The organism is Croceitalea sp. MTPC5 (assembly GCF_036985505.1).
GTDB lineage: Bacteria > Bacteroidota > Bacteroidia > Flavobacteriales > Flavobacteriaceae > Croceitalea.
The window spans coordinates 90,271-109,793 of record NZ_BTGQ01000002.1; the positions used below are offsets into that span (position 1 = coordinate 90,271).

A 19,523-nucleotide genomic window follows, 5' to 3' on the forward strand; every position below is an offset into this window, starting at 1 on the left:
AATCCAAAAAAGCCTTTTTGACCGTATATAAAAAGAACTATTCCGCGAGAGCGCCTATATATAAAAAGTCCTTCACAAGCAATTGCGAAGGACTTTTGATTTTAAGCCATTAGTGTTATTATTTCAATATGCCATCGACAATTCCATATTCAAGGGATTCCTCGGCCCCCATCCAGTAATCACGGTCAAAATCCTTCATGACCTTTTCAAAATCCTGCCCACAATTATCTGCCAAGATTCGGGCACCCAATTCTTTTGTTTTAATGATTTCTTTTGCTTGAATTTCAATATTTGAAGCTTGACCTTGGGCACCACCACTAGGTTGATGGATCATAACCCTGGCGTGGGGTTGTATAAAACGTCTTCCTTTTTCACCAACAGACAATAAAATCGATCCCATGGAGGCGGCCAAACCGGAACATACCGTTGAAACCGGGCTTTTTATTTGTTTTATCGTATCATATATCGCAAAACCTGAAGTCACATAACCCCCGGGGCTATTAATGATCAATTGGATCTCTTTATCGTTTTGCAGATCAAGGTACATCAATCGGTCAATTACATGTTTGGCAGATTCATCATTTACCATACCCCATAAAAAAACCTTTCTCTCTTCAAGTAGCTTTTCTTGTATTACCTCTTGTACTTTTCCTTTTTTTGAGCTCATTGTTTCTTTTTATGATAGTATACAAAATTAATCAAATATTCGCTTGAATGATATCCCTGATAAAGGATGTGGAACAAAACAGTTCCCGTTCCATGATCCAATCGTTACAAGATTACAAAATCCGTTCATTTAATTTACAAAACGTACTGTTTTACAATAGGTTACATATATCGACAAAAGATGTGCGTTCATCCATTTCAAGGTTAATAATCGATTAAAACAACACTAACAACGTAAAATTTTAGCCTGTTGGGCGATTGACGGTACTTTTACCCTGTAATTGAACCCAAATCAATTCAACACGAAATCCAAACTTGGCCTAACCCTTCTTATCATCGGTAGTGATGTTGATTTGACTAGGTCAGAAAAGATTAATTGAATATCAAAATCTTGACCTATGAAGCTAGTAATTACTTCTGCTTTTAAAAAAGCTTTCCTAGTTATCTTATGTATCGGTGCTCTTTTAAGTGGCAATCAAACATTTTCTCAAGCAAACTCGGTTAGAACCGGGGTTACCTTTACTTGGTCAGATACGCAAGCAACCATAAATGATCCCGCTACGATACGATCTGTTGAAATTAATGGTGACGTATACAGTACATTTGTTGTTCCGACGACTTATGAATTAACACGGTTAGGACCAGGAGGACATGATGGGAATCACATTTTACAAAACGGTTCACAAATCATAGGAAGTAGTAATGATCCTTCTTGGAACACCCTTGCAATTGATGCCTACCAATCCCTCAATCTGAACCATTATTTCGAATCACAAAGTAATGGTGATAATTTTTGCAATAACTATGGGGCGATTACAACTACAAATACACAAATTCAAACCATAACATATGCTCCGGGAATTCCTTCCAATCCAGATGGAATTCTTGCGGTCACCGAAAGAGGTGGGAACAACTGTTTTTATATCGAGGTTTGGGGTATTCCTGTTGGAGGTGGTCCGGAACAACAGTTGGGTCAAACTTTTGTTAGAAATGAGACAAACCTTGTTGGGGTGCTCCCTCCTGCTCCGCCAACTGCGAATTCCGATTATTGGAGTAGTGGCAGGAACAATGATAGTGGACAAATAATCGGTGTAGCACTTTATCAACTTTCAGAGCTTGCACCAGTCGGTTCGACAATTACATCAATAAGGTACTATGCCGCAACGAATGACAATGGGGATGGAAAATTCTTTTTGATGCAAACCTATGCGCAAGACGATTCTTTCAATCCTGATTTTAACGAAGTGTTTAATGGGAATGCTGGTGCGAATGACAACGTACCAGTCGGTTCTACGTACAGCTATTACACAAGTGCCAATCCATTAAACGGAACTGTGGTCGTTAATACGGATGGAACATTTACGTATACCCCAAATCCTGGATTTACCGGAACCGATTCTTTTGAAATACAGGTTTGTCTTCCAGCACCCAATCAAAGGGTCTGCGATACCTCAATAGTTACCCTAAACGTAAAATCGGGCGTTGTTATTGATGATTCCATTGCCGGTGAAGGAGATGATTTAACCTATACCATTAGTATCAATGACCCTATAAACGAAGATGTGGCATTTGACATCACGTATACCAACAACTCCACCACTAATTCCGATTATAGCGGTCCTTCAAATGTAATCTTACCTGCAAACGCTTCTTCCGTAAGCTTTGATGTACGAGCCATAGATGATTCCCTAATAGAACCAACTGAAACATTTGCGGTGACCATTGTTGACGCTTCCAATACCGTAACCATAATAGATGCAAATGCAAACGGCACCATCAATGATAACGATGGTAACGAAGGATGGCCTGACGACATGACCCTCGAAGCATGTGATACCATTCCTTCTCCCGCAAATATTACATCAACCAGTACCTGTGCGATTGCAGTTGACCTCAATGAAATCATTGAAGGTCAAGATGACGAATGTGCTACGGAATATACGATCACACGGGTTTGGACAATTACCGATTGTGTGGGTAATGTGCGTACACATACTCAAGTAATCACTATCGAAGATACCATTGCCCCAACCTTTGTAGAAACCTTACCGGTCGATGTAACCGTTTCATGCGACAATGTACCCGAAGCCAATGTACTAACTGCGGTTGATAGTTGTGAACCAGACATGGTAGTCGATTTTGAAGAAACCATTACAGGTCAAGATGGCTCCTGTCCGAATGAATATACCATCGTAAGAACATGGACGGTATCTGATTGCGCGGGCAACTCCACTTCACATACCCAAACCATAATCGTTGAGGATACCGAAGCACCGATTTTTGTTGAAGAACTTCCAGAAAGCATGACCGTACTGTGTAACGAAGTACCTGATGCCGTTACTTTGACTGCTGTTGATAATTGTGACCCCAACATCGAGGTGGTCTTTGATGAGGTAATTACCAATGACACCAATTGTATTGACGGCTATACCATTACCCGTACTTGGTCAACGTCTGATTGTGCGGGCAATACCGTTTCACATACACAAATAATCACCATAAAGCCTACAGGTCCTATTATGGCAAGTCCGTTTGAAGAAGAGGTCACCATACTTTGTGATGATGAACTCCCAGAAGTTCCAGATTTGACATTCACGGGGGGGTGTGGTAATTACGATGTTGTATTCAATGAAGAAACGGAGTTCTCTAATGATACCGATGACTATATGGTAATCCGCACTTGGGATGTTACGGATTCATGTGGAAATACTGCTTCTTTCCAACAAATTATTTTTGTGTTACAACCACAATTGAAGGAGGTGTTCATTGATATCTGTGTAGAAGATGAACCTATTGACCTACTCAATTACCTTCCTGTGGGATTTGACCGTAATGGTACATTCGAATCAGAACTTGATACTATTTTTCTAAATCATACTACTTTCGTGCCTTATGGTCTTGAAACAGGTGAGTACAAGGTCATGTATTCTTCAACGGAAGGTTCTTGTAAATACTATGTGGATTTCTATATTACCGTAAATAAAGATTGTGTACCCTGTAATCGCGATGAAATCAAGGTATCGGAAGCCGTAACCGTAAATGGTGATGGCATCAATGACTTTTTTGAAATCAAGGGAGTGGAATATTGTGGCTTTACTTTTGATGTTATGATATTCAATCGATGGGGTGATAAGGTGTTTGAAGCAAAAGATTACCAAAATGATTGGGGAGGTTTTGCCCCTAGCAATGCAGTCGGTAACTCAGGACTTCTACCATCTGGAACCTACTATTACGTTCTAAATATAAACGGTTCTGATTTTAAACCACTTAACGGATATATTTACCTCGGAACGGAGTAATTATAAATGAATTGTCTCACGCCAAATGACGTGCGACAATTCATTCATCTTCCAAAAAAAACACTTCAACGATTGGAAATTAGTAGAACGAATAAAGGAGTTATTAAACGTCTAAATTATTGGCATCCACAAAGTATTGCTTCCTTTGTTTAGGTATTGTTTCCCCAAGTTGCAATACCATCAGCGAAATGAAACTTAACCTTAAAGTCATGAAAGCTTTAAATACTTATGCGCTAGTGGCGGCAATGCTTATAACATCCCTTCTGGGTGCACAACAATTACCGCAGTTTACGCAGTACATGTTCAATACGATTGCTATTAATCCAGCTTATGCGGGTAGCAGGGAAACCATAAACCTTACTGCCTTACACCGAAACCAGTGGGCAGGTTTGGATGGCAATCCCGTAACAAGTACATTTTCATTCCACACCCCTTTAAACAATGAAAAAATCGGATTGGGCCTTTCTTACATTACCGACCAATTGGGTTTTGAAAGCACTAATTATGTATATGGTGATTTTTCTTATACCGTTCCCATTTCCTTTGAAGCAAAGTTATCTTTTGGATTAAAAGGAGGTTTTACGAATTACAATCTTGAAAACCCCGATGTAAACGACCCTTTCTTCAATGCCAACTTTAACAATTGGAGACCAAATTTTGGAGCAGGGGTATATGTAACTACGAATAGATGGTATGCCGGTATCTCTTCACCGAGAATAGTAAACGCAGATTTGAACGAGGGAGAGTTTCAAGCACTCGAAAGAATAAGTTATTATGGTATCGGTGGTCTGGTACTCGATTTATCATTGGATATCAAGTTTCGCCCCTCCATTATTACCAAGTTCACCAATGGGGCCCCAGCTACTTACGATGTGACCGCTGGCTTTTTATTCTATGAAAAATTCTGGGCCGGAACCTCATACCGTTTTAACGATGCCTCTAATTTTGGCGCTTATCTAGATTATCAAGTAACCAAAGACATCAGATTAGGATACGCCTATGATTTACCAACCGGGAATATAAGGCCCTACACCGGGGGAACCCACGAGGTCATCTTGATTTTTGAACCAAGAATGGTCAAAAAGACCGATTTATATAAATCACCTAGATATTTTTAAAACGACATTATGAAATCAAAGAATATCTTCCTTGCCACATTGACCTTAGTACTATCTCATGCCGTTGCTTTGGCGCAATCAGATAGGCATCAAGAAGCCGATGAACTCTTTAATAAATTTGCCTACGCCAAAGCGATTCCGAAGTACGAGCAAATGGTGGTTGATGGGCACAATGAAAGTCATGCATTTCAGCGATTGGCAGAGTGCTACCTGTTATTGAGGGATTTTGAAAAATCAATACCGTACTTCAAAAGGTTTATTGAGCATAGCGATACCCCTACCAACTTTTATTTTAAATATGCCATGGCCCTTAAAAGCTCTGGTGAAGAAAAAGAGGCATTAAAATGGTTAAAGAAATACAAAAAGTACCATAAAAATGACTCGAGGATAAAACAGTTTTTAAAAGATGGAAACTTAGCTTCCATTGTATTCAATAGTAGGGAACGTTATGAGGTCGAACCAGTAAGCTTCAATACGGAATACAGCGAATTCGGCACTTTTCTACATGAGGGTAAGCTTTATTTCAGTTCAAGTAGAAAAAACGGTAAAAATGACAAGTTGTATGACTGGAACAATGAACCTTGGTTAGATATTTACTACGTACCCGAAGGAAACACAATCGCAACACCAAAAAAATTTGAAGGGGAAGTAAATTCGAAATATCATGAAAGCTCCTTGGTTTTCTCGACCGATTATAAAAATGATACTGTAATCTATTTTACCAGAAATAATTATTTTCAGAATAAAGAAGGATTCCATACCAAGAAAAAAGAGGACAAAGAAGTTGAAAACCTCAACAATCTGAAGATTTACAAAGCAGAAAGAATAAATGGCGAATGGAAGGTTACGCGTAATTTAAAGACCAATGCAGATCACTATTCTACGGGCCACCCTTCAATAAATACAGAAAGAACCCTATTGTTTTTTGCATCCGATCGCCCAGGAGGTTATGGGGGGACTGACATTTATTATAGCAAAATACACCCTAGGGGTGGTATTGGGCAACCTGTTAATGCAGGTCCGATAGTCAACACTTCCGGAAATGAGATGTTTCCTTATGTCAATAATGAAGGACAATTATTTTTCTCTTCAGATGGACACTTGGGGTTCGGACAATTGGACGTCTTTGCCACTGTGGCAGATTCTACTGGGCAAATAAAAGAAGTGGTTAACCTTGGTAAACCATTGAATAGTGAAAAAGATGATTTCGGGTATTATGCCTTAGATAATGGAATAGATGGTTATGTAAGTTCGAACCGAAAAGGTGGAAAAGGTAGCGATGATATTTACAAATTTAGGTTCATACCTTCTTTAACTGTTGAGGGTGTTGTTACCGATGCGGTTAATTTAAAACCACTCGATAGTGTTGAAATCTCGATTTATGATCAAGCAACCGGTGAATTAATGTCAAAAACCACTACTGATAAAAACGGTGAATACCAATTATTGATCAATCGAAACAAAAACTATAGAATCGAGGCAGTTCGGCGTACACATCCACATAAAAGTGTCTACTTCAGTACTAAAACAATTGACAGGGCCACCAAACTTATCAAACAGGATATTCAATTGGAGCCTGTTCTCGATGTAAAATTATTGGCCGGTCTCAAAAAGATCTATTTTGATTTTAATAACGCAGCCATTAGACCTGATGCAGCCCTTGAGCTTAATAAGGTCATAAAACTAATGAAAGAGACCTACCCAGAAATGGTCATAAAATTAGAATCGCATACCGATCCAGTAGGTAGTCATTCTTATAATGATGAACTATCGGAAAGAAGGGCAAAATCAACTTACGAATACCTTGTAGGTAATGGAATTGCAAAACATCGTATTCTATCATATAAAGGTTTTGGCAAACGAATGCCGGTAAATGAGTGTAATAGCAAAACGGATTGTCCTCCAGAAGAATTGGAATTGAACCGTAGAACGGAATTTCCGGTAGTTCAACTCAAAGGAACACTAGTTACCAAGAACAACGTGTCAAAATAATGGTCAAAAAGTGTATCCGTAAGGATTTTTATCAAACCTTTTGTCACATCAAGCACAGTCAAGATGCGTTCAGAATCGAAAAGTCGATATTCTCGACTGAGCCTGTCTGCCGGAAAGGCAGGTTCTAGATGACGTTAAAATGCACTCTTTTCAATTCTTTATATGGATCCTATTCGATACGATCTCGTTGATGGGGATCACTATTTTACCCTTTTTGGTCATTAAGGTCATCGTCATGTTATCAATAGCCTCAATGGTTCCCTCTAAGTCACCGATACTAATTTTATCGCCCACCATATAGTTCTTTCGGGTATAGAACATTTTCAGGACATCGGCAAAAACCTCCCTTGAACCTAGCCCAAAACCAAGGGCTATGGCAAACAAAAAAGCACCCAAGATCATGGTGAAATTGCTGGTAATGATAGCGGTATCAATACCCGCTTGATTTAATGCCGTAATCGAAACAAAAAAGGTAATCATATAGAACAGTATGCCACTAATAATCTTGGAACCACTAATACCCATTGAATCAAAAAGTGCCAAAACTGCTTTTTTAACTACTGTAGCCAAATAAAAACCTCCTGCAAAAATCAATATAGCGCTAAGCAAAGTGGGTAAATAACCTAAAATCGAAATAATACCCTCAGATATTGCGGTAAGTCCAATAACCTCTGCAATGACAATAGTGAAAAATAAGATCAAAAGAATCTTGACCGTCGACAAGGTAATTTTCAATAAATCTATTTTTATTTCTTTTTCACCAAACAACTTCGCTTCGGTCACTTTATTGGAAAGTGCATCTATTTTAGCTGCCTTTAAAATACGTTTTGACACGAACAATATGATTTTTAGAAGTAACCATGCAACCACTAAGCCCAAGACGCCAATAATCAATTGGGGCAAAAGCTGCACGACGTTTTCCAACATATCACCGAGACTGTCTGATAGTACTTTTTTATATTTTTCCATTTTTGTTTGTTTTTATTTGGTTATTTTCTTTTGTTGGTTTTAAACATTCCGGAAATTATAGACGAGTAATTGGATGTTACCAATACGGCCATATCCAATATAAGCTTTGCAATTGCAATGTCGTTCATTACCTTTTGCCGCATCTCTGGCGGTACTTCCCGTAGGTTTCTGTTCAGTTGACTGAACGGATTGTCAAATTCATTTGTCATCCCCTAGCGTATTATAGGTTTCCAATAGTTTTGCTTTCGCGCGCTTTAAACGCATTTTAACGGCACTCTCCCCTATCTCAAATAGTGTACTCAATTCTTTTATCGATGCCCCATCTTGGTACTTTAGCAAAAGAATTGATTTATCTTCTGCACTAATAAGATTCAGAGCGCTTTCCAGTTTGTAGGCCTTCATCTCATAAATACTCTCATCGGGCACCTCATCAGCCAGTTTATATTCGGCATCATCCATTGGTATGGACTTATCACTCATCTTTCGCTGTTTATTTCGATTGACATAATTCACACAAAAATTATAGGTAAATGAATACAACCAAGTAGAAAATTTGGATTTTTCCTTGAAAGAGGCCAACTTCACGAACAACATCAAAAAAACATCTTGGGTCAAGTCTTCAGCCTCATCTTGAGACCTAGAAAAACCGTAGCATTTATTATATACCATTTTGGCATAACGGTCGTATAAAACACCGAAAAGCAAGGTATCGTTCTTTGCTACGATTTTCGCTACCAACACCTCATCGGTAAGTTGATGATAAGGATCGTCCGTTTTCAATGAATTCTTATCTTGATTTATAAGAATTAGAAACAAACGCTTTAAAAAAGTCACCTATTTTGTTTTTATATGGTCTTCAAGATAATTGAAATCAGGGTATATTTGAACAAAACCGAGACATGAAAGATTTATATCCGTTTTTTATTTTGGGGCTACTTCTAATTTCAGGCTGTAAAACCGATAGAAAAGAAGAAAAGCCAAAAGAAATGATGGTACCTACGGTACTTGAAAAAATAGCAAGTGCCCATGGTTATGAAAACTGGAAAAGTGTTTCAGAAATAGCCTTTACCTTTAATGTAGATAGGGATTCTACCCATTTTGAACGTTCTTGGGTATGGAAACCAAAACGTAATGAAGTAACCTACATCTCTGGTAATGATAGCTTAGTTTACAATCGCAGGAACATGGATAGTATGGCATTGAAGGCCAATGCAGGTTTTATCAATGACCGGTATTGGTTATTGGCACCATTTAACTTGATTTGGGATGCATCTAATTTTGAATACACCCATATCAAAAGCGATACCGCCCCCATTAGCAAAAAACCAATGCAAAAACTCACTATCGTCTATGGCACTGAAGGGGGCTATACACCGGGTGATGCCTATGATTTTTATTTTGAGGATGATTTTTTAATACGCGAATGGGTATTTAGGGAAAGTAACCAATCAGATCCTTCAATGACTACCACTTGGGAGAATTATAGGATGGAAGATGGATTCAAATTTGCTTTAGACCATAAGAAAGCCAATGAAAACTTCAACCTTTTCTTCGACAATGTAGCCGTAACCATGAAAGAGTAATCAACCTCTTCGATATAGCCTAAAAGTTGCCAATAGTATGATAAGTGAGCATATCAATAATGCCCAAAAGCTTGCTTTCAAAGATATACCCTCGGCTAAAAAACCTAGAATGACGGGGCCAAGCAGAAACCCAGAATATCCCGTACCAGCAATAAAAGCAACACCTTGTGATGATTCAACGCCTTTTACATTACCCCCAATTCTGAACAATTCAGGTACCATAACGGAAAAACCCAAACCATTTAGGGCAAAGCCAAATATTGCCAGAACCGTATTTGTTGACAACACCATGATGAATCCTAAAATAGCGATCAACGCACCCAGGGCCACCAATTTAACAGAACCTATGCGTTGGCTAATTCCATCCCCCAGAAAACGCCCCAAGGTCATCATAGCAGAAAAGGCCAAAAATCCTGCTCCAATGAGCGCTTCTGGAGCCAGGGTTATTTCCTTTAGGTAAAGGGCACTCCAATCTACAATGGCCCCTTCACTGCCCATACTTACAAAGCCAATGATACCCAATACGAATAATGGTTTAAAAAGATTCAAACTAAGGGGTTCTTTTTGAATAGGGGCCGCCTCTATGGAATAGTACTTTTTCTTAAGCGTGAAATTGACCAATAACACCAAAATTACGGTGAACAGCATATGAAGGAATGGGTTGTTGATCACTGGTATCAATAAGCTGCCAAGCCCTACTAAAACCCCGCCTAAACTAAAAAAACCATGTGCGGCCGACATGAAGTTCTTTTTATCTTCTTTTTCAATCTCGGTAACCAAGGTATTCATCGCGATATCGGTCAATCCATTTGAGGTACCAAAAAGAAACAATGAAGCACAAAGTAAATAGTAGTTCGGCGCCAGTAGGGGCAAAAGGGCCGTAATACTATTAAGAACAACGCCCAGCCAGGTAGCCCTACCAACCCCCAACCTATTGATGATTTTTGAGGCCAATGGAAAAATAGCGAATACCCCTAAGGACAAAAAGAAAATGGCAATACCCAAATCTGCCTTATCAATCTGTAATTTCTCCTTCACAGATGGAATATATATTGCCCATGTCCCAAACCAGATATTCAAACTGGTAAAAACAAAAGCTGGGGCAAAATATTTGGGGTTTGATAGTATGAGCTGGAGTGACTTCATAAATCGGCAAACACAAAGGTTAATTTATTTTGATTGAATTCCCGCTTTCAAAACTTCACCAAACCGATACATATCTTCGAAAGAACAATAGAAAGGGGCAGGTGCCAATCGTATAACATTGGGTTCACGCCAATCGGTAATAACCCCATTTTTCATTAGATAGTCAAATAAAGATTTGCCCTGACCATGCAAAAAGACGGAAAGTTGACAGCCCCGCTCTTTGGGGGTGATGATCTCAAAAGTACTTTCGACCTGTTTATCCACCTCATTTAAAATAAACTCTAAATATGCGGTGAGCAACTTTTGTTTTTTGAGCAAAGCTGGCATACCTACCTCTTCAAATAGCGCCAGAGAAGCTAAATAAGGGGCTACGGCCAGAATGGGTGCATTGCTCAATTGCCAAGCATCCGCATTTTCCATTGGCTCAAATTCGGGTTTCATCAAAAACCTTGTTTCTTTTTTTGTACCCCACCAACCTTCAAAACGGGGAATATCTTTTCGATTCAAATGCCGTTCGTGTATAAAAACACCACTTGCATTACCGGGTCCGCTATTCATATACTTATAGCTACACCAAGCGGCAAAATCCACGTCCCAATTATGCAGGTCCAGTTCAATATTACCTGCTGCATGGGCGAGATCCCATCCGACAAAGGCACCTACGCCCTTAGCTGAAGCTGTAATGGTACCCATATCAAAAACTTGTCCGTTATAATAATTTACACCCCCAATCAATACCAATGCCAATCCATCATCGAGTTCTTTTATTTTAGAGACAATATCTTCGGTTCGCCAATGGTGTTCCCCATCCCTTTTTTTGACTTCAACAATGGCCTCTTCTGGATTTAAGCCATGAAAACGAACTTGACTTTGAAGCATGTACTGATCAGAGGGAAAAGCTTTTTCTTCGCACAATATCTTAAACCGCTTTTTTGTAGGTCTGTAAAAAGACACCAATAACAAATGTAGATTGACGGTAAGCGTGTTCATAACGGTGACCTCTTCCTTCTTTGCCCCAACTACTTTCGCCAATGGTGCTGCCAAACGTTCATGATAGTCCCACCAAGGTTTATCGGCATAAAAATGCCCTTCCACGGCCATTTCTGCCCAATCTTTCATAACGTTATCTATATAATCCTTGACATTTTTAGGTTGTAGGCCAAGTGAATTACCAGTGAAATAGATAACATCTTTATGGTTTACTTGTGGATAATGGAACTGGCCCCTATATGACGCCAAAGGATCCTCCTTATCAAGTTTTTGTGCAAAAGCCAATGAATTCTCGAATTGCATAGCTCAATTTTTGTTAAAATTACGGTTACCAAATTAAACTATCCGCATTTCGCAGATATGTTTTTTGAATCCTACTTTTTCATACGCCCTTAAAGCCGGCAAGTTTTCATCATAAACCGTCAATCTGATTTCCATCAATCCTTGACCATGACACCATGATACCAATTCGGCAATGATCTTTTGATTGATGCCCTTACCGCGGTAGGCCGGTATGGTATACATAAAACCTAGGTAACCGTAATACTTGTGATCTAAATAAGGTCGTGCTTCTTTCTTTAAGGCATAACCTGAACTTACCAAGGTTCCATCAACTTCACCGATGACGATTTTCACATCGTCCCTATTGACATACTCTTCAATATCATAATAACTTACAGGATCTTTTGCGATTGTAGGGTCAAAAGGACGCTCAGCCTTGATCAGTTCTTGTTCAAAGCGCAGCAAGGTGGTTAAATCGGCACTTTGGGCATCACGAATAACAAGCTTTTTCATGAATCTAAAATAAGGCATATTTGATTATTTTTACCGAAAGTTTTTCATGCATTTCTTATCACAACTACTTGAAAAATATATTGATGATCACACCGAACCTGAGCCGGGGTTATTACAAGAGCTCACTCGTGAGACCCATCTAAAAGTGGTTCAACCGCGCATGATAACCGGCCATTTTCAGGGAAGGGTACTCAGTTTATTATCAAAGATTATAGCGCCGAAAGCTATTTTGGAAATTGGTACGTATACGGGTTATTCGGCAATCTGCTTGGCAGAAGGCCTACAAGAAAACGGCGTCTTGCATACCGTTGATGTCAATGAGGAATTATACCCCATACAACGCGATTATTTCGACAGAAGTGGTTTTGGAAACCAAATCGTTCAACACATAGGTGATGCGCTTCAAGTCGTACCCGAGATGGATGTAACCTTTGATTTGATATTTATTGATGCCAATAAAAAAAATTACGAGGGTTATTTTGAAACGGTTATCAAGAAAACTAAGAGCGGAAGTGTCATACTATCGGATAACGTACTTTGGTCAGGAAAGGTCATAGAACCCTTAAAAAAATCTGATAAAACAACCGAAGCACTTTTGAATTACAATGCGAAACTTAAAAATGACCCTCGCGTAGAGACCGTAATCTTACCTATAAGGGATGGTCTTACACTTAGCCGGGTGGTCTAAGACAACAATTCATGTTTTTTAAAGAAGTGTCGGTAAATTCTGTAAAATAAAATTCCCGACAAGGTGCCGATAACGGCCCCTGCAATAATATCCAACGGAAAATGTACCCCCACATAAATCCTACTCATACAAAACAAGAGGGGCCAAATAAAAAACAGTAGGGACCATTTTGCCTTCTTCCAAAGTAGAAGTACCATTAGGGTTGTTATTGAAAATGAACTGGATGCATGGCCCGAAAAAAAACTATAATCCGTCGGGCTTTTTAAAATACGAATCAAGGTATTGATCTCTACGTCATTATTTGGTCGTAACCTGGCAACCCCAATCTTAGTGAGATTGGTAATCACTATCACGAAAAAGACGAGTGACAATACCGTAGTCAATTTGATAAAGGCATCCTTTCTAGGATATTTTAAAAAGAACAATAAAATAAAAATAAAAAATAAGGGGGTCCAAGTGGTTATACTGGTCACCGTAGACCAAAATATATCATACTCTTCGAGGCCTAGGCTATTGAGGTACACAAAGGTTTCGCGGTCCCATTTGAGCAACGCTTCCAACATCTTACTTGGAACTTCTTTTTACGGCTCCTGTTACGTCTTCTACATTTTTCTTTACCTCATCGAGCTCTTTCTTGATATCTTTGGCAAAATCGGTATCCATACCTTGTTTTTCGGCACTCTTCTGAATCTCACGTTTGATATCATCGGTAGCATCACGTAACTGGCGCATACCCTTGCCAAGGCCTTTGGCAATACCAGGAATCTTATCAGCACCAAATACCATGACCACGACAAACATGATAAAGAAAATTTCACCTCCACTTATAAACAAAAATTGCATAGGGCAAAGATAGTATTTGATTAGGATTGAAAGAAGTTTATTATTGATGTTTCCCTTTCTAGCGAAGTTCCATCATCAAACCCCACGACAATTTTAAAAGCGGCGCTTTCAGATACCATCCCACTATCACCGATCCTAAAATCATATTGATTGATAAAGCTTAGATTATCCTCTAGCAGTCGAGTAGCCTCCAACGCTTCATCAATAGTCAATAAGTCCCCCTCGAACTCCATAAAATTTTCTACACGAAAAGCAGACGTTATGGGAATAAAGCCTACTTCTTCATCGATTTTCTGTAAAATTTGGATATTCTCGACCTTATTATTGATGTTGACAAATAAGACACAACTACAGGCATAGGCCGATGAGAAACCAAAAGAGCCCTGGGTAGGTAAGTTTTTCAACCCAACTTGTCTTTGTTCGAACGGGAAGGAAACCCTTAGTAAAAAATCCGCTTTGGCAATACTATCCAAAATCCGAATTGGCATATCATCAGACTGCGGTGGCAATTTGAAGGTCTCCGCTTCCAACCCCGTAAATGATAAATTGGTTATATCTGAACTACAATTACACTCAAAATCATCCGTTTCCCCATCATCACTGCAAGATAAAATAGTGAGTATGAAATACAGTATAAATAGGGCAATGGCATTCTTTTTCATATCACCAAGATACAAATAAAAGGGCTAAAAAAAAGCCCCAACCGAGAGGGTTGGGGCCGTAACTAATTCTACTTGGTCTTATTTGCCCTTGACCTTTTCCTTAAATTGGTCAAAGTCAGATTTCTCTTCTTTAATGGGCCAAGCATTATTTGTCGTGTCGATATCGGCCGTTTCCAATTTTGGATCGACTACAATACCCACTAACTCTTTTTGTGATGAAATCACCCTTTTCACCTCGGCATCATTCTTTCTCCATATCTCTGCAGGATAGGTAATGTTCTCTTTTGTTCCGTCCGCATACGTATATTCCACGATCAATGGCATCGGAATACCCCCTGGCTTATCAAAAGTGACCTCATAAAAATATTTGGGTTCTTGTACTTGTGCCCTTTCTTCGGCTGTCAAGTTATCCATCATGAATTCATTCAGGTTTTGGGAAACTTCAGAAGGTGCTTTTCCTTTTAAATCCTCATTGAAATCCTCACTACGCTCTTCGGCAAGATAAACCAATGGTGGTAGATCAGCTGCCGTTAGGTTACGGGCAGCCATATACTCTTTCATTTCTTTAGTGATCTCATTGGTTACGTAGTATTTCTTGACCTCTTTTACACCAATGTCGACGTAATCAGTGGTATAGAACCAACCTCTCCAATACCAGTCCAAATCTACGGCAGAAGCGTCTTCCATGGTCCTGAAGAAATCTTCAGGGGTCGGATGTTTGAACATCCAACGTTTTGAATACGTCTTGAAAGCATGGTCAAACAACTCTTTGCCCATAACGGTTTCACGCAATATATTCAAGGCGGTTGCAGGTTTTCCGTAAGCATTCGGCCCTAGTTGATAGACGTTCTCAGGGTTTGACATAATTGGTGAAATATAGCTCTGGTCGCCGGCCATATAAGGTACTATTTTCGCCGCTTCCCCCCTTCTTGAGGGGTATTTGTCGTTTGGAGCGATTACATCAGGATAGTTCTCGCCAAATTCCTGCTCAGCGAGATATTGCATAAAAGTGTCCAATCCTTCATCCATCCAACCCCATTGACGTTCGTCTGAATTCACGATCATCGGAAAAAAGTTATGACCTACTTCATGAATGATCACACTGATCATACCATATTTGGTACGGTCTGAATACGTGCCATCCTCATTTGGCCGTCCGTAGTTCCAACATATCATCGGATATTCCATACCTTGATTTTTAGCATGCACCGATATAGCCTTGTGATAAGGATAATCGAAGGTAAACTTTGAGTAGGTCTTCAAGGTTTGTACCACTGCCTTGGTAGATTGCTCTTCCCACAATGGATTACCCTCTTTAGGATACATGGAAACCGCCATTACATCCCTGTTTCCAATTTTAACGGCTTGCATGTCCCAAATAAACTTACGCGAGGTTGCGAAACCGAAATCACGGACCATTTGGCCTGGCTCGGTCTTGAACTTCCAGGTATTCGTTTTTTCTGAAAAAGAACCTTCTTTGGCCTCTACTTCAGCCTGTGTGACGATTACAACGGGTTTATCGTATGATTTTTTAGCTTGGTCATAGCGTTTCATCATCTCTTTAGTGAACACTTCTTTCCTATTTTGAAGTACACCAGTGGCGTCTACAACATGATCTGCGGGCACCGTTATATCGACCTCATAATTTCCAAAGGGCAAAGCGAACTCCCCACTGCCCCAAAATTGGTGGTTTTGCCATCCCTCAACATCAGAATAAACCGCCATTCTTGGGAAAAACTGTGCAATAACATAGGCACGGTTACCATCTTTTGGAAAATATTCAAAGCCCGAACGGGCCCTATTGACCGTATGATCAGGTATATTGTACCACCATTTTATCGAAAAAGAGGTAGAAGCACCACTCTTCAATGCTTGCGGAATATTGATGCGCATCATGGTCTGATTGATCGTGAACGAAAGTGGTTTGCCTGAAGCATCTTTTACCCAGTCAATGTTGAAACCCCCATCAAATGGCTCGGTCACATAGGTTTGCGCAAAATTACCTGCGGTGTACGCTATATTGACCCCATTACCATTTCGCAATGGCGATTTTGAATCTTTTGCCCGTACGTTTTGATCTAGTTGCACCCATAAAAACTCAAGGTCATCGGGTGAGTTGTTGGTATATGTGATGGTTTCTTCCCCATAGATTTTGGCATTCTTATCATCAAGGGTGATATCCATTTTATAATCGGCCTGCTGTTGGTAGTAATCAGGTCCGGGGGCACCTGATGCCGATCTGTATGTATTCGGCGTAGAAAACTCCTCATACAACTGCTTGAATCTACTTTGGTTTACATGACCCGGTTCGCGCCCTTCTTTTTCTTCCGTTTCCTGTGCGAATACCATTGCGGCGAACAAGAAGAAAAATGAAGCGAAACAATACTTGATTTTATTCATTTTCTATTGATTTTAAGTAGCGAAAAATACTTCTTTTTTAACGATTCATTAAGGAATGCCTAGAAGTTTAACATTCCTTTATTATTCTCTTTTATTAATACAAAACTCTTTTTTTTACCCTTAATTTTTAGGTGTACCAAATTTTTTTGTTCTTCGTACAAATCGGTCAACAATTCGTTTTGTACGGTCACTGATTTCAAGGCAGCCAAATCCACATTTTCAACTTCCAAATAACATATCACAAGGTCATTCTCATACTTTTTGCCTAAAAAGGTATAGCCCTTATTTTCCCCGTTTAGGGTCAACAATAATTTAGCGTTGAGATACTTTTCTATATAGTCATCTACCAATGGGGGTTCGCCATCTGTGCCGAGATTGCCTTTAATACCATAACGTTCAAGTAATAAGGCCTCTAAATCGTCAATGAAAATACGCGAGGTAATTTGAAAACTTTCATCCTTCTCATTGTATGTGATATTGGTAACACTCACATAAAACTTATGAATGTTGAAACTCAAAAGTGGTACGATCAAAAAGAGTAAAAAAAAATTTTTCATTCGACTAATTTGCATATTCATTTTAGCAATATACGTGCCATTTTAGATAATTATAGTCCCAAACCTTCCGTGTGAAGGGCGATAACCTAATCCAAGTCATTATTTTCACGGTAGGCACTACTTTTTTGCATCAAGAATTCCCATATCCTCAGTTCGTCTTTAGTAGCAACCATTTTTTGAAAACTGGGGTCAACTTCGCAGAAATACATAAAATCATCAATTTTTTCAAACGGAATTTTCAATTCCGTCACAAAAAGGGAATCTACGTACAAATTTTGTACCTGCTGGGTTCTTGCATAGGTTTTCTCAATTTTTACACGATTCTTTAACATCTTGGTCCTTCCTGTAATCGCATTGATTATAGGATCTAAGGGTGGGGTCAGGATCATGCCTAAATTAAACTTCCCGTAAGTAGCCTGTTGTAGGCGACGTTCACTTTGGGTCGGTATCTTTTGATGGGCGTTAGGCAGGCCTAAGGCTTCGGCACTGACATCTTTTTCCAATTTTAGTACGTTCAGGTCTGCATCAAGACGCCCCGATAAGTTATAGGGATTGACCACTACCTCGCGAAGCTCATTAACGAATTCTTCCATCGGAATCGTTATTGTCGTACTTTGAAGCAACTCTTGGCTTATGGGTATTATTTTTCGTTTGAATTGAATTGCCGAAAAAACCAGGGTATCATTGAGTTTGGCAAGAATTGAAAAATTTCCCTCAAAATCCGTAATTGTCGCCTTCTCTGTAGAGATATTTTGAATTACCACCCCTGTGACGTCTTTATCTTTAGCCGTAACCACCCCTTTCACCATTTTGGGGCCAAAAGTCTGGGCCGAAGTCAAAAAACCCAAACTTAAAAAAAAAAGAAAGAGACTATTCTTCATTCAACTCAGCGAGGTAGGTCTTGCTATGGGTCACCAAGAAATCGATCAATTGAAACTCATTCTCCTTTTTCAACAGGGACTGGGCACCCATCTTATCATCGCAGTACAATAAAAATGCATCTATTTTATCTTGGGGCAACTTCAGGTCTACCACAAAAAATTCATCGTCATATACCTGACGCAAAACCTCACTGACCTTTAATGGTTCGCGTTCAGTACCGTTTTCATTACGGGATTTGAAAATGGCCTTAAAGATATTTACGAAATTCAATCGTCCTTGAATTCTATCATTTTGTGATTGGTATGCTATATTTTCAACCTCGGTGGAACGATCGATCTCATATTCAAACTCTTTGAGGTCCTCATTCTTAACCTCTATGAATTTCTGTTGGTTCTCTGGCCCTACGACGACCTCATCCAATTCGGTCACTTTTTCGGTAACCTCGACCACCAAGCGATTGTTCTCCAAAATAGCTTTGGTGATGACCACAACTTCCAATTCATAGTTGACTGCGGTAAATACCAACTGATCGCCTTCTTTTACACGAATCATGAATTGCCCCTGTTCATTGGTAATTGTTGCCGTTTCAGAAGTAGAGTTGATGACGTTCTCGTTCACGACATTATTCCCACGATATAAAACCTTTCCCCTAAGGGGTTGACGACCATCATCTTGGGCATAGGCGCTAATCAGGCAAGAAAACAAAAAAATTGCTAAAAATCGGATTTTCATGTGGTGGTTTTCGAATTCAATTTGATAAAGAAAATTATACATTTTGTGATAAAAAAAATTGGCACTGTAAACTTTTGTTAATTCTTGGGAAGGAGCCTTGAATCTATTTTCGAATTCCATTCAGCGAACACTTTTATACTTTGACCTATAAAATTAGCTACAATCGGTCGATCTGTTATTTTTGTCATGCTTTTGAGCACC

19 protein-coding genes are annotated in these 19,523 nt (G+C 39.3%); 5 read left to right on the forward strand and 14 right to left on the reverse strand.

Translation table 11 applies throughout. The features are described from left to right. Positions 1–118 precede the first annotated feature (118 nt). A complete protein-coding gene (locus AACM45_RS05575; RefSeq protein WP_339141309.1) occupies positions 119–667 on the reverse strand; it encodes a ClpP family protease in 549 nt (182 codons plus the stop codon). A 397-nt stretch (positions 668–1,064) separates the two neighbouring features. Between AACM45_RS05575 and AACM45_RS05580 the strand changes: the two genes are divergently transcribed. The 3 genes from AACM45_RS05580 to AACM45_RS05590 all read left to right on the forward strand — a co-directional run bounded on the left by AACM45_RS05580 (position 1,065) and on the right by AACM45_RS05590 (position 7,075). Then, positions 1,065–3,965: a T9SS type B sorting domain-containing protein gene (locus AACM45_RS05580; protein ID WP_339141311.1), complete on the forward strand. Its 2,901-nt coding sequence runs from the start codon at positions 1,065–1,067 to the stop codon at positions 3,963–3,965. Positions 3,966–4,174: 209 nt separating this feature from the next. Next, positions 4,175–5,083: a PorP/SprF family type IX secretion system membrane protein gene (locus AACM45_RS05585; protein WP_339141313.1), complete on the forward strand. Its 909-nt coding sequence runs from the start codon at positions 4,175–4,177 to the stop codon at positions 5,081–5,083. 9 nt (positions 5,084–5,092) lie between these two features. After that, positions 5,093–7,075, forward strand: coding sequence for an OmpA family protein (locus tag AACM45_RS05590; protein WP_339141314.1), 1,983 nt, complete (start codon positions 5,093–5,095; stop codon positions 7,073–7,075). A 150-nt stretch (positions 7,076–7,225) separates the two neighbouring features. Here the strand turns inward: AACM45_RS05590 and AACM45_RS05595 are convergent, their stop codons facing one another. Genes AACM45_RS05595 through AACM45_RS05605 form a run of 3 tightly spaced genes read right to left on the reverse strand, consistent with a single transcriptional unit; the run spans position 7,226 to position 8,878 of the window. Beyond that, positions 7,226–8,044, reverse strand: a complete 819-nt coding sequence (locus tag AACM45_RS05595; protein ID WP_339141315.1) for a mechanosensitive ion channel family protein — start codon at positions 8,042–8,044, stop codon at positions 7,226–7,228. A 20-nt stretch (positions 8,045–8,064) separates the two neighbouring features. Continuing rightward, positions 8,065–8,253, reverse strand: a complete 189-nt coding sequence (locus tag AACM45_RS05600) for a hypothetical protein (RefSeq protein ID WP_339141316.1) — start codon at positions 8,251–8,253, stop codon at positions 8,065–8,067. After that, complete coding sequence (locus tag AACM45_RS05605; protein WP_339141317.1) at positions 8,243–8,878, reverse strand: RNA polymerase sigma factor; 636 nt, start codon at positions 8,876–8,878, stop codon at positions 8,243–8,245. The genes AACM45_RS05600 and AACM45_RS05605 overlap by 11 nt, the downstream gene beginning before the upstream one ends. A gap of 65 nt (positions 8,879–8,943) precedes the next feature. Here AACM45_RS05605 and AACM45_RS05610 point away from each other — a divergent pair, with 65 nt between their 5' ends. Then, entirely contained in the window at positions 8,944–9,627 is a 684-nt protein-coding gene (locus AACM45_RS05610; RefSeq protein WP_339141318.1) for a hypothetical protein, read from the forward strand. Here the strand turns inward: AACM45_RS05610 and AACM45_RS05615 are convergent, their stop codons facing one another. The 3 genes from AACM45_RS05615 to AACM45_RS05625 are packed head-to-tail and all read right to left on the reverse strand — an operon-like array spanning position 9,628 to position 12,558. Beyond that, entirely contained in the window at positions 9,628–10,773 is a 1,146-nt protein-coding gene (locus tag AACM45_RS05615) for an MFS transporter (protein ID WP_339141319.1), read from the reverse strand. Between the two features lie 24 nt (positions 10,774–10,797). Beyond that, a complete protein-coding gene (kynU, locus tag AACM45_RS05620) occupies positions 10,798–12,066 on the reverse strand; it encodes a kynureninase (protein ID WP_339141320.1) in 1,269 nt (422 codons plus the stop codon). Between the two features lie 33 nt (positions 12,067–12,099). After that, positions 12,100–12,558 carry a GNAT family N-acetyltransferase gene (locus AACM45_RS05625; protein ID WP_339141321.1) on the reverse strand — a complete coding sequence of 153 codons (459 nt, stop codon included), beginning with the start codon at positions 12,556–12,558 and terminating at the stop codon, positions 12,100–12,102. Between the two features lie 46 nt (positions 12,559–12,604). On the opposite strand from AACM45_RS05625, the gene AACM45_RS05630 reads away from it, so the two are divergent. Continuing rightward, positions 12,605–13,246, forward strand: coding sequence for an O-methyltransferase (locus tag AACM45_RS05630; protein WP_339141322.1), 642 nt, complete (start codon positions 12,605–12,607; stop codon positions 13,244–13,246). Here the strand turns inward: AACM45_RS05630 and AACM45_RS05635 are convergent. The 7 genes from AACM45_RS05635 to AACM45_RS05665 all read right to left on the reverse strand — a co-directional run bounded on the left by AACM45_RS05635 (position 13,243) and on the right by AACM45_RS05665 (position 19,322). Beyond that, a complete protein-coding gene (locus tag AACM45_RS05635) occupies positions 13,243–13,809 on the reverse strand; it encodes a phosphatase PAP2 family protein (protein WP_339141323.1) in 567 nt (188 codons plus the stop codon). The genes AACM45_RS05630 and AACM45_RS05635 overlap by 4 nt on opposite strands. Before the next feature lies 1 nt (position 13,810). Further along, complete coding sequence (locus tag AACM45_RS05640; RefSeq protein ID WP_339141324.1) at positions 13,811–14,089, reverse strand: Sec-independent protein translocase subunit TatA/TatB; 279 nt, start codon at positions 14,087–14,089, stop codon at positions 13,811–13,813. A gap of 20 nt (positions 14,090–14,109) precedes the next feature. Then, positions 14,110–14,751 carry a hypothetical protein gene (locus tag AACM45_RS05645; protein ID WP_339141325.1) on the reverse strand — a complete coding sequence of 214 codons (642 nt, stop codon included), beginning with the start codon at positions 14,749–14,751 and terminating at the stop codon, positions 14,110–14,112. A 78-nt stretch (positions 14,752–14,829) separates the two neighbouring features. Continuing rightward, complete coding sequence (locus AACM45_RS05650; RefSeq protein WP_339141326.1) at positions 14,830–17,151, reverse strand: M1 family metallopeptidase; 2,322 nt, start codon at positions 17,149–17,151, stop codon at positions 14,830–14,832. Positions 17,152–17,210: 59 nt separating this feature from the next. Continuing rightward, entirely contained in the window at positions 17,211–17,708 is a 498-nt protein-coding gene (locus AACM45_RS05655; RefSeq protein WP_339141327.1) for a DUF6702 family protein, read from the reverse strand. Positions 17,709–17,794: 86 nt separating this feature from the next. After that, the gene (locus AACM45_RS05660; RefSeq protein ID WP_339141329.1) at positions 17,795–18,589 is read right to left on the reverse strand and encodes a carboxypeptidase-like regulatory domain-containing protein; all 795 of its coding nucleotides are present in this window, start codon (positions 18,587–18,589) and stop codon (positions 17,795–17,797) included. Beyond that, a complete protein-coding gene (locus AACM45_RS05665; protein WP_339141330.1) occupies positions 18,579–19,322 on the reverse strand; it encodes a hypothetical protein in 744 nt (247 codons plus the stop codon). Before AACM45_RS05665 ends, AACM45_RS05660 begins: the two co-directional genes overlap by 11 nt. Between the last annotated feature and the right edge of the window lie 201 nt (positions 19,323–19,523).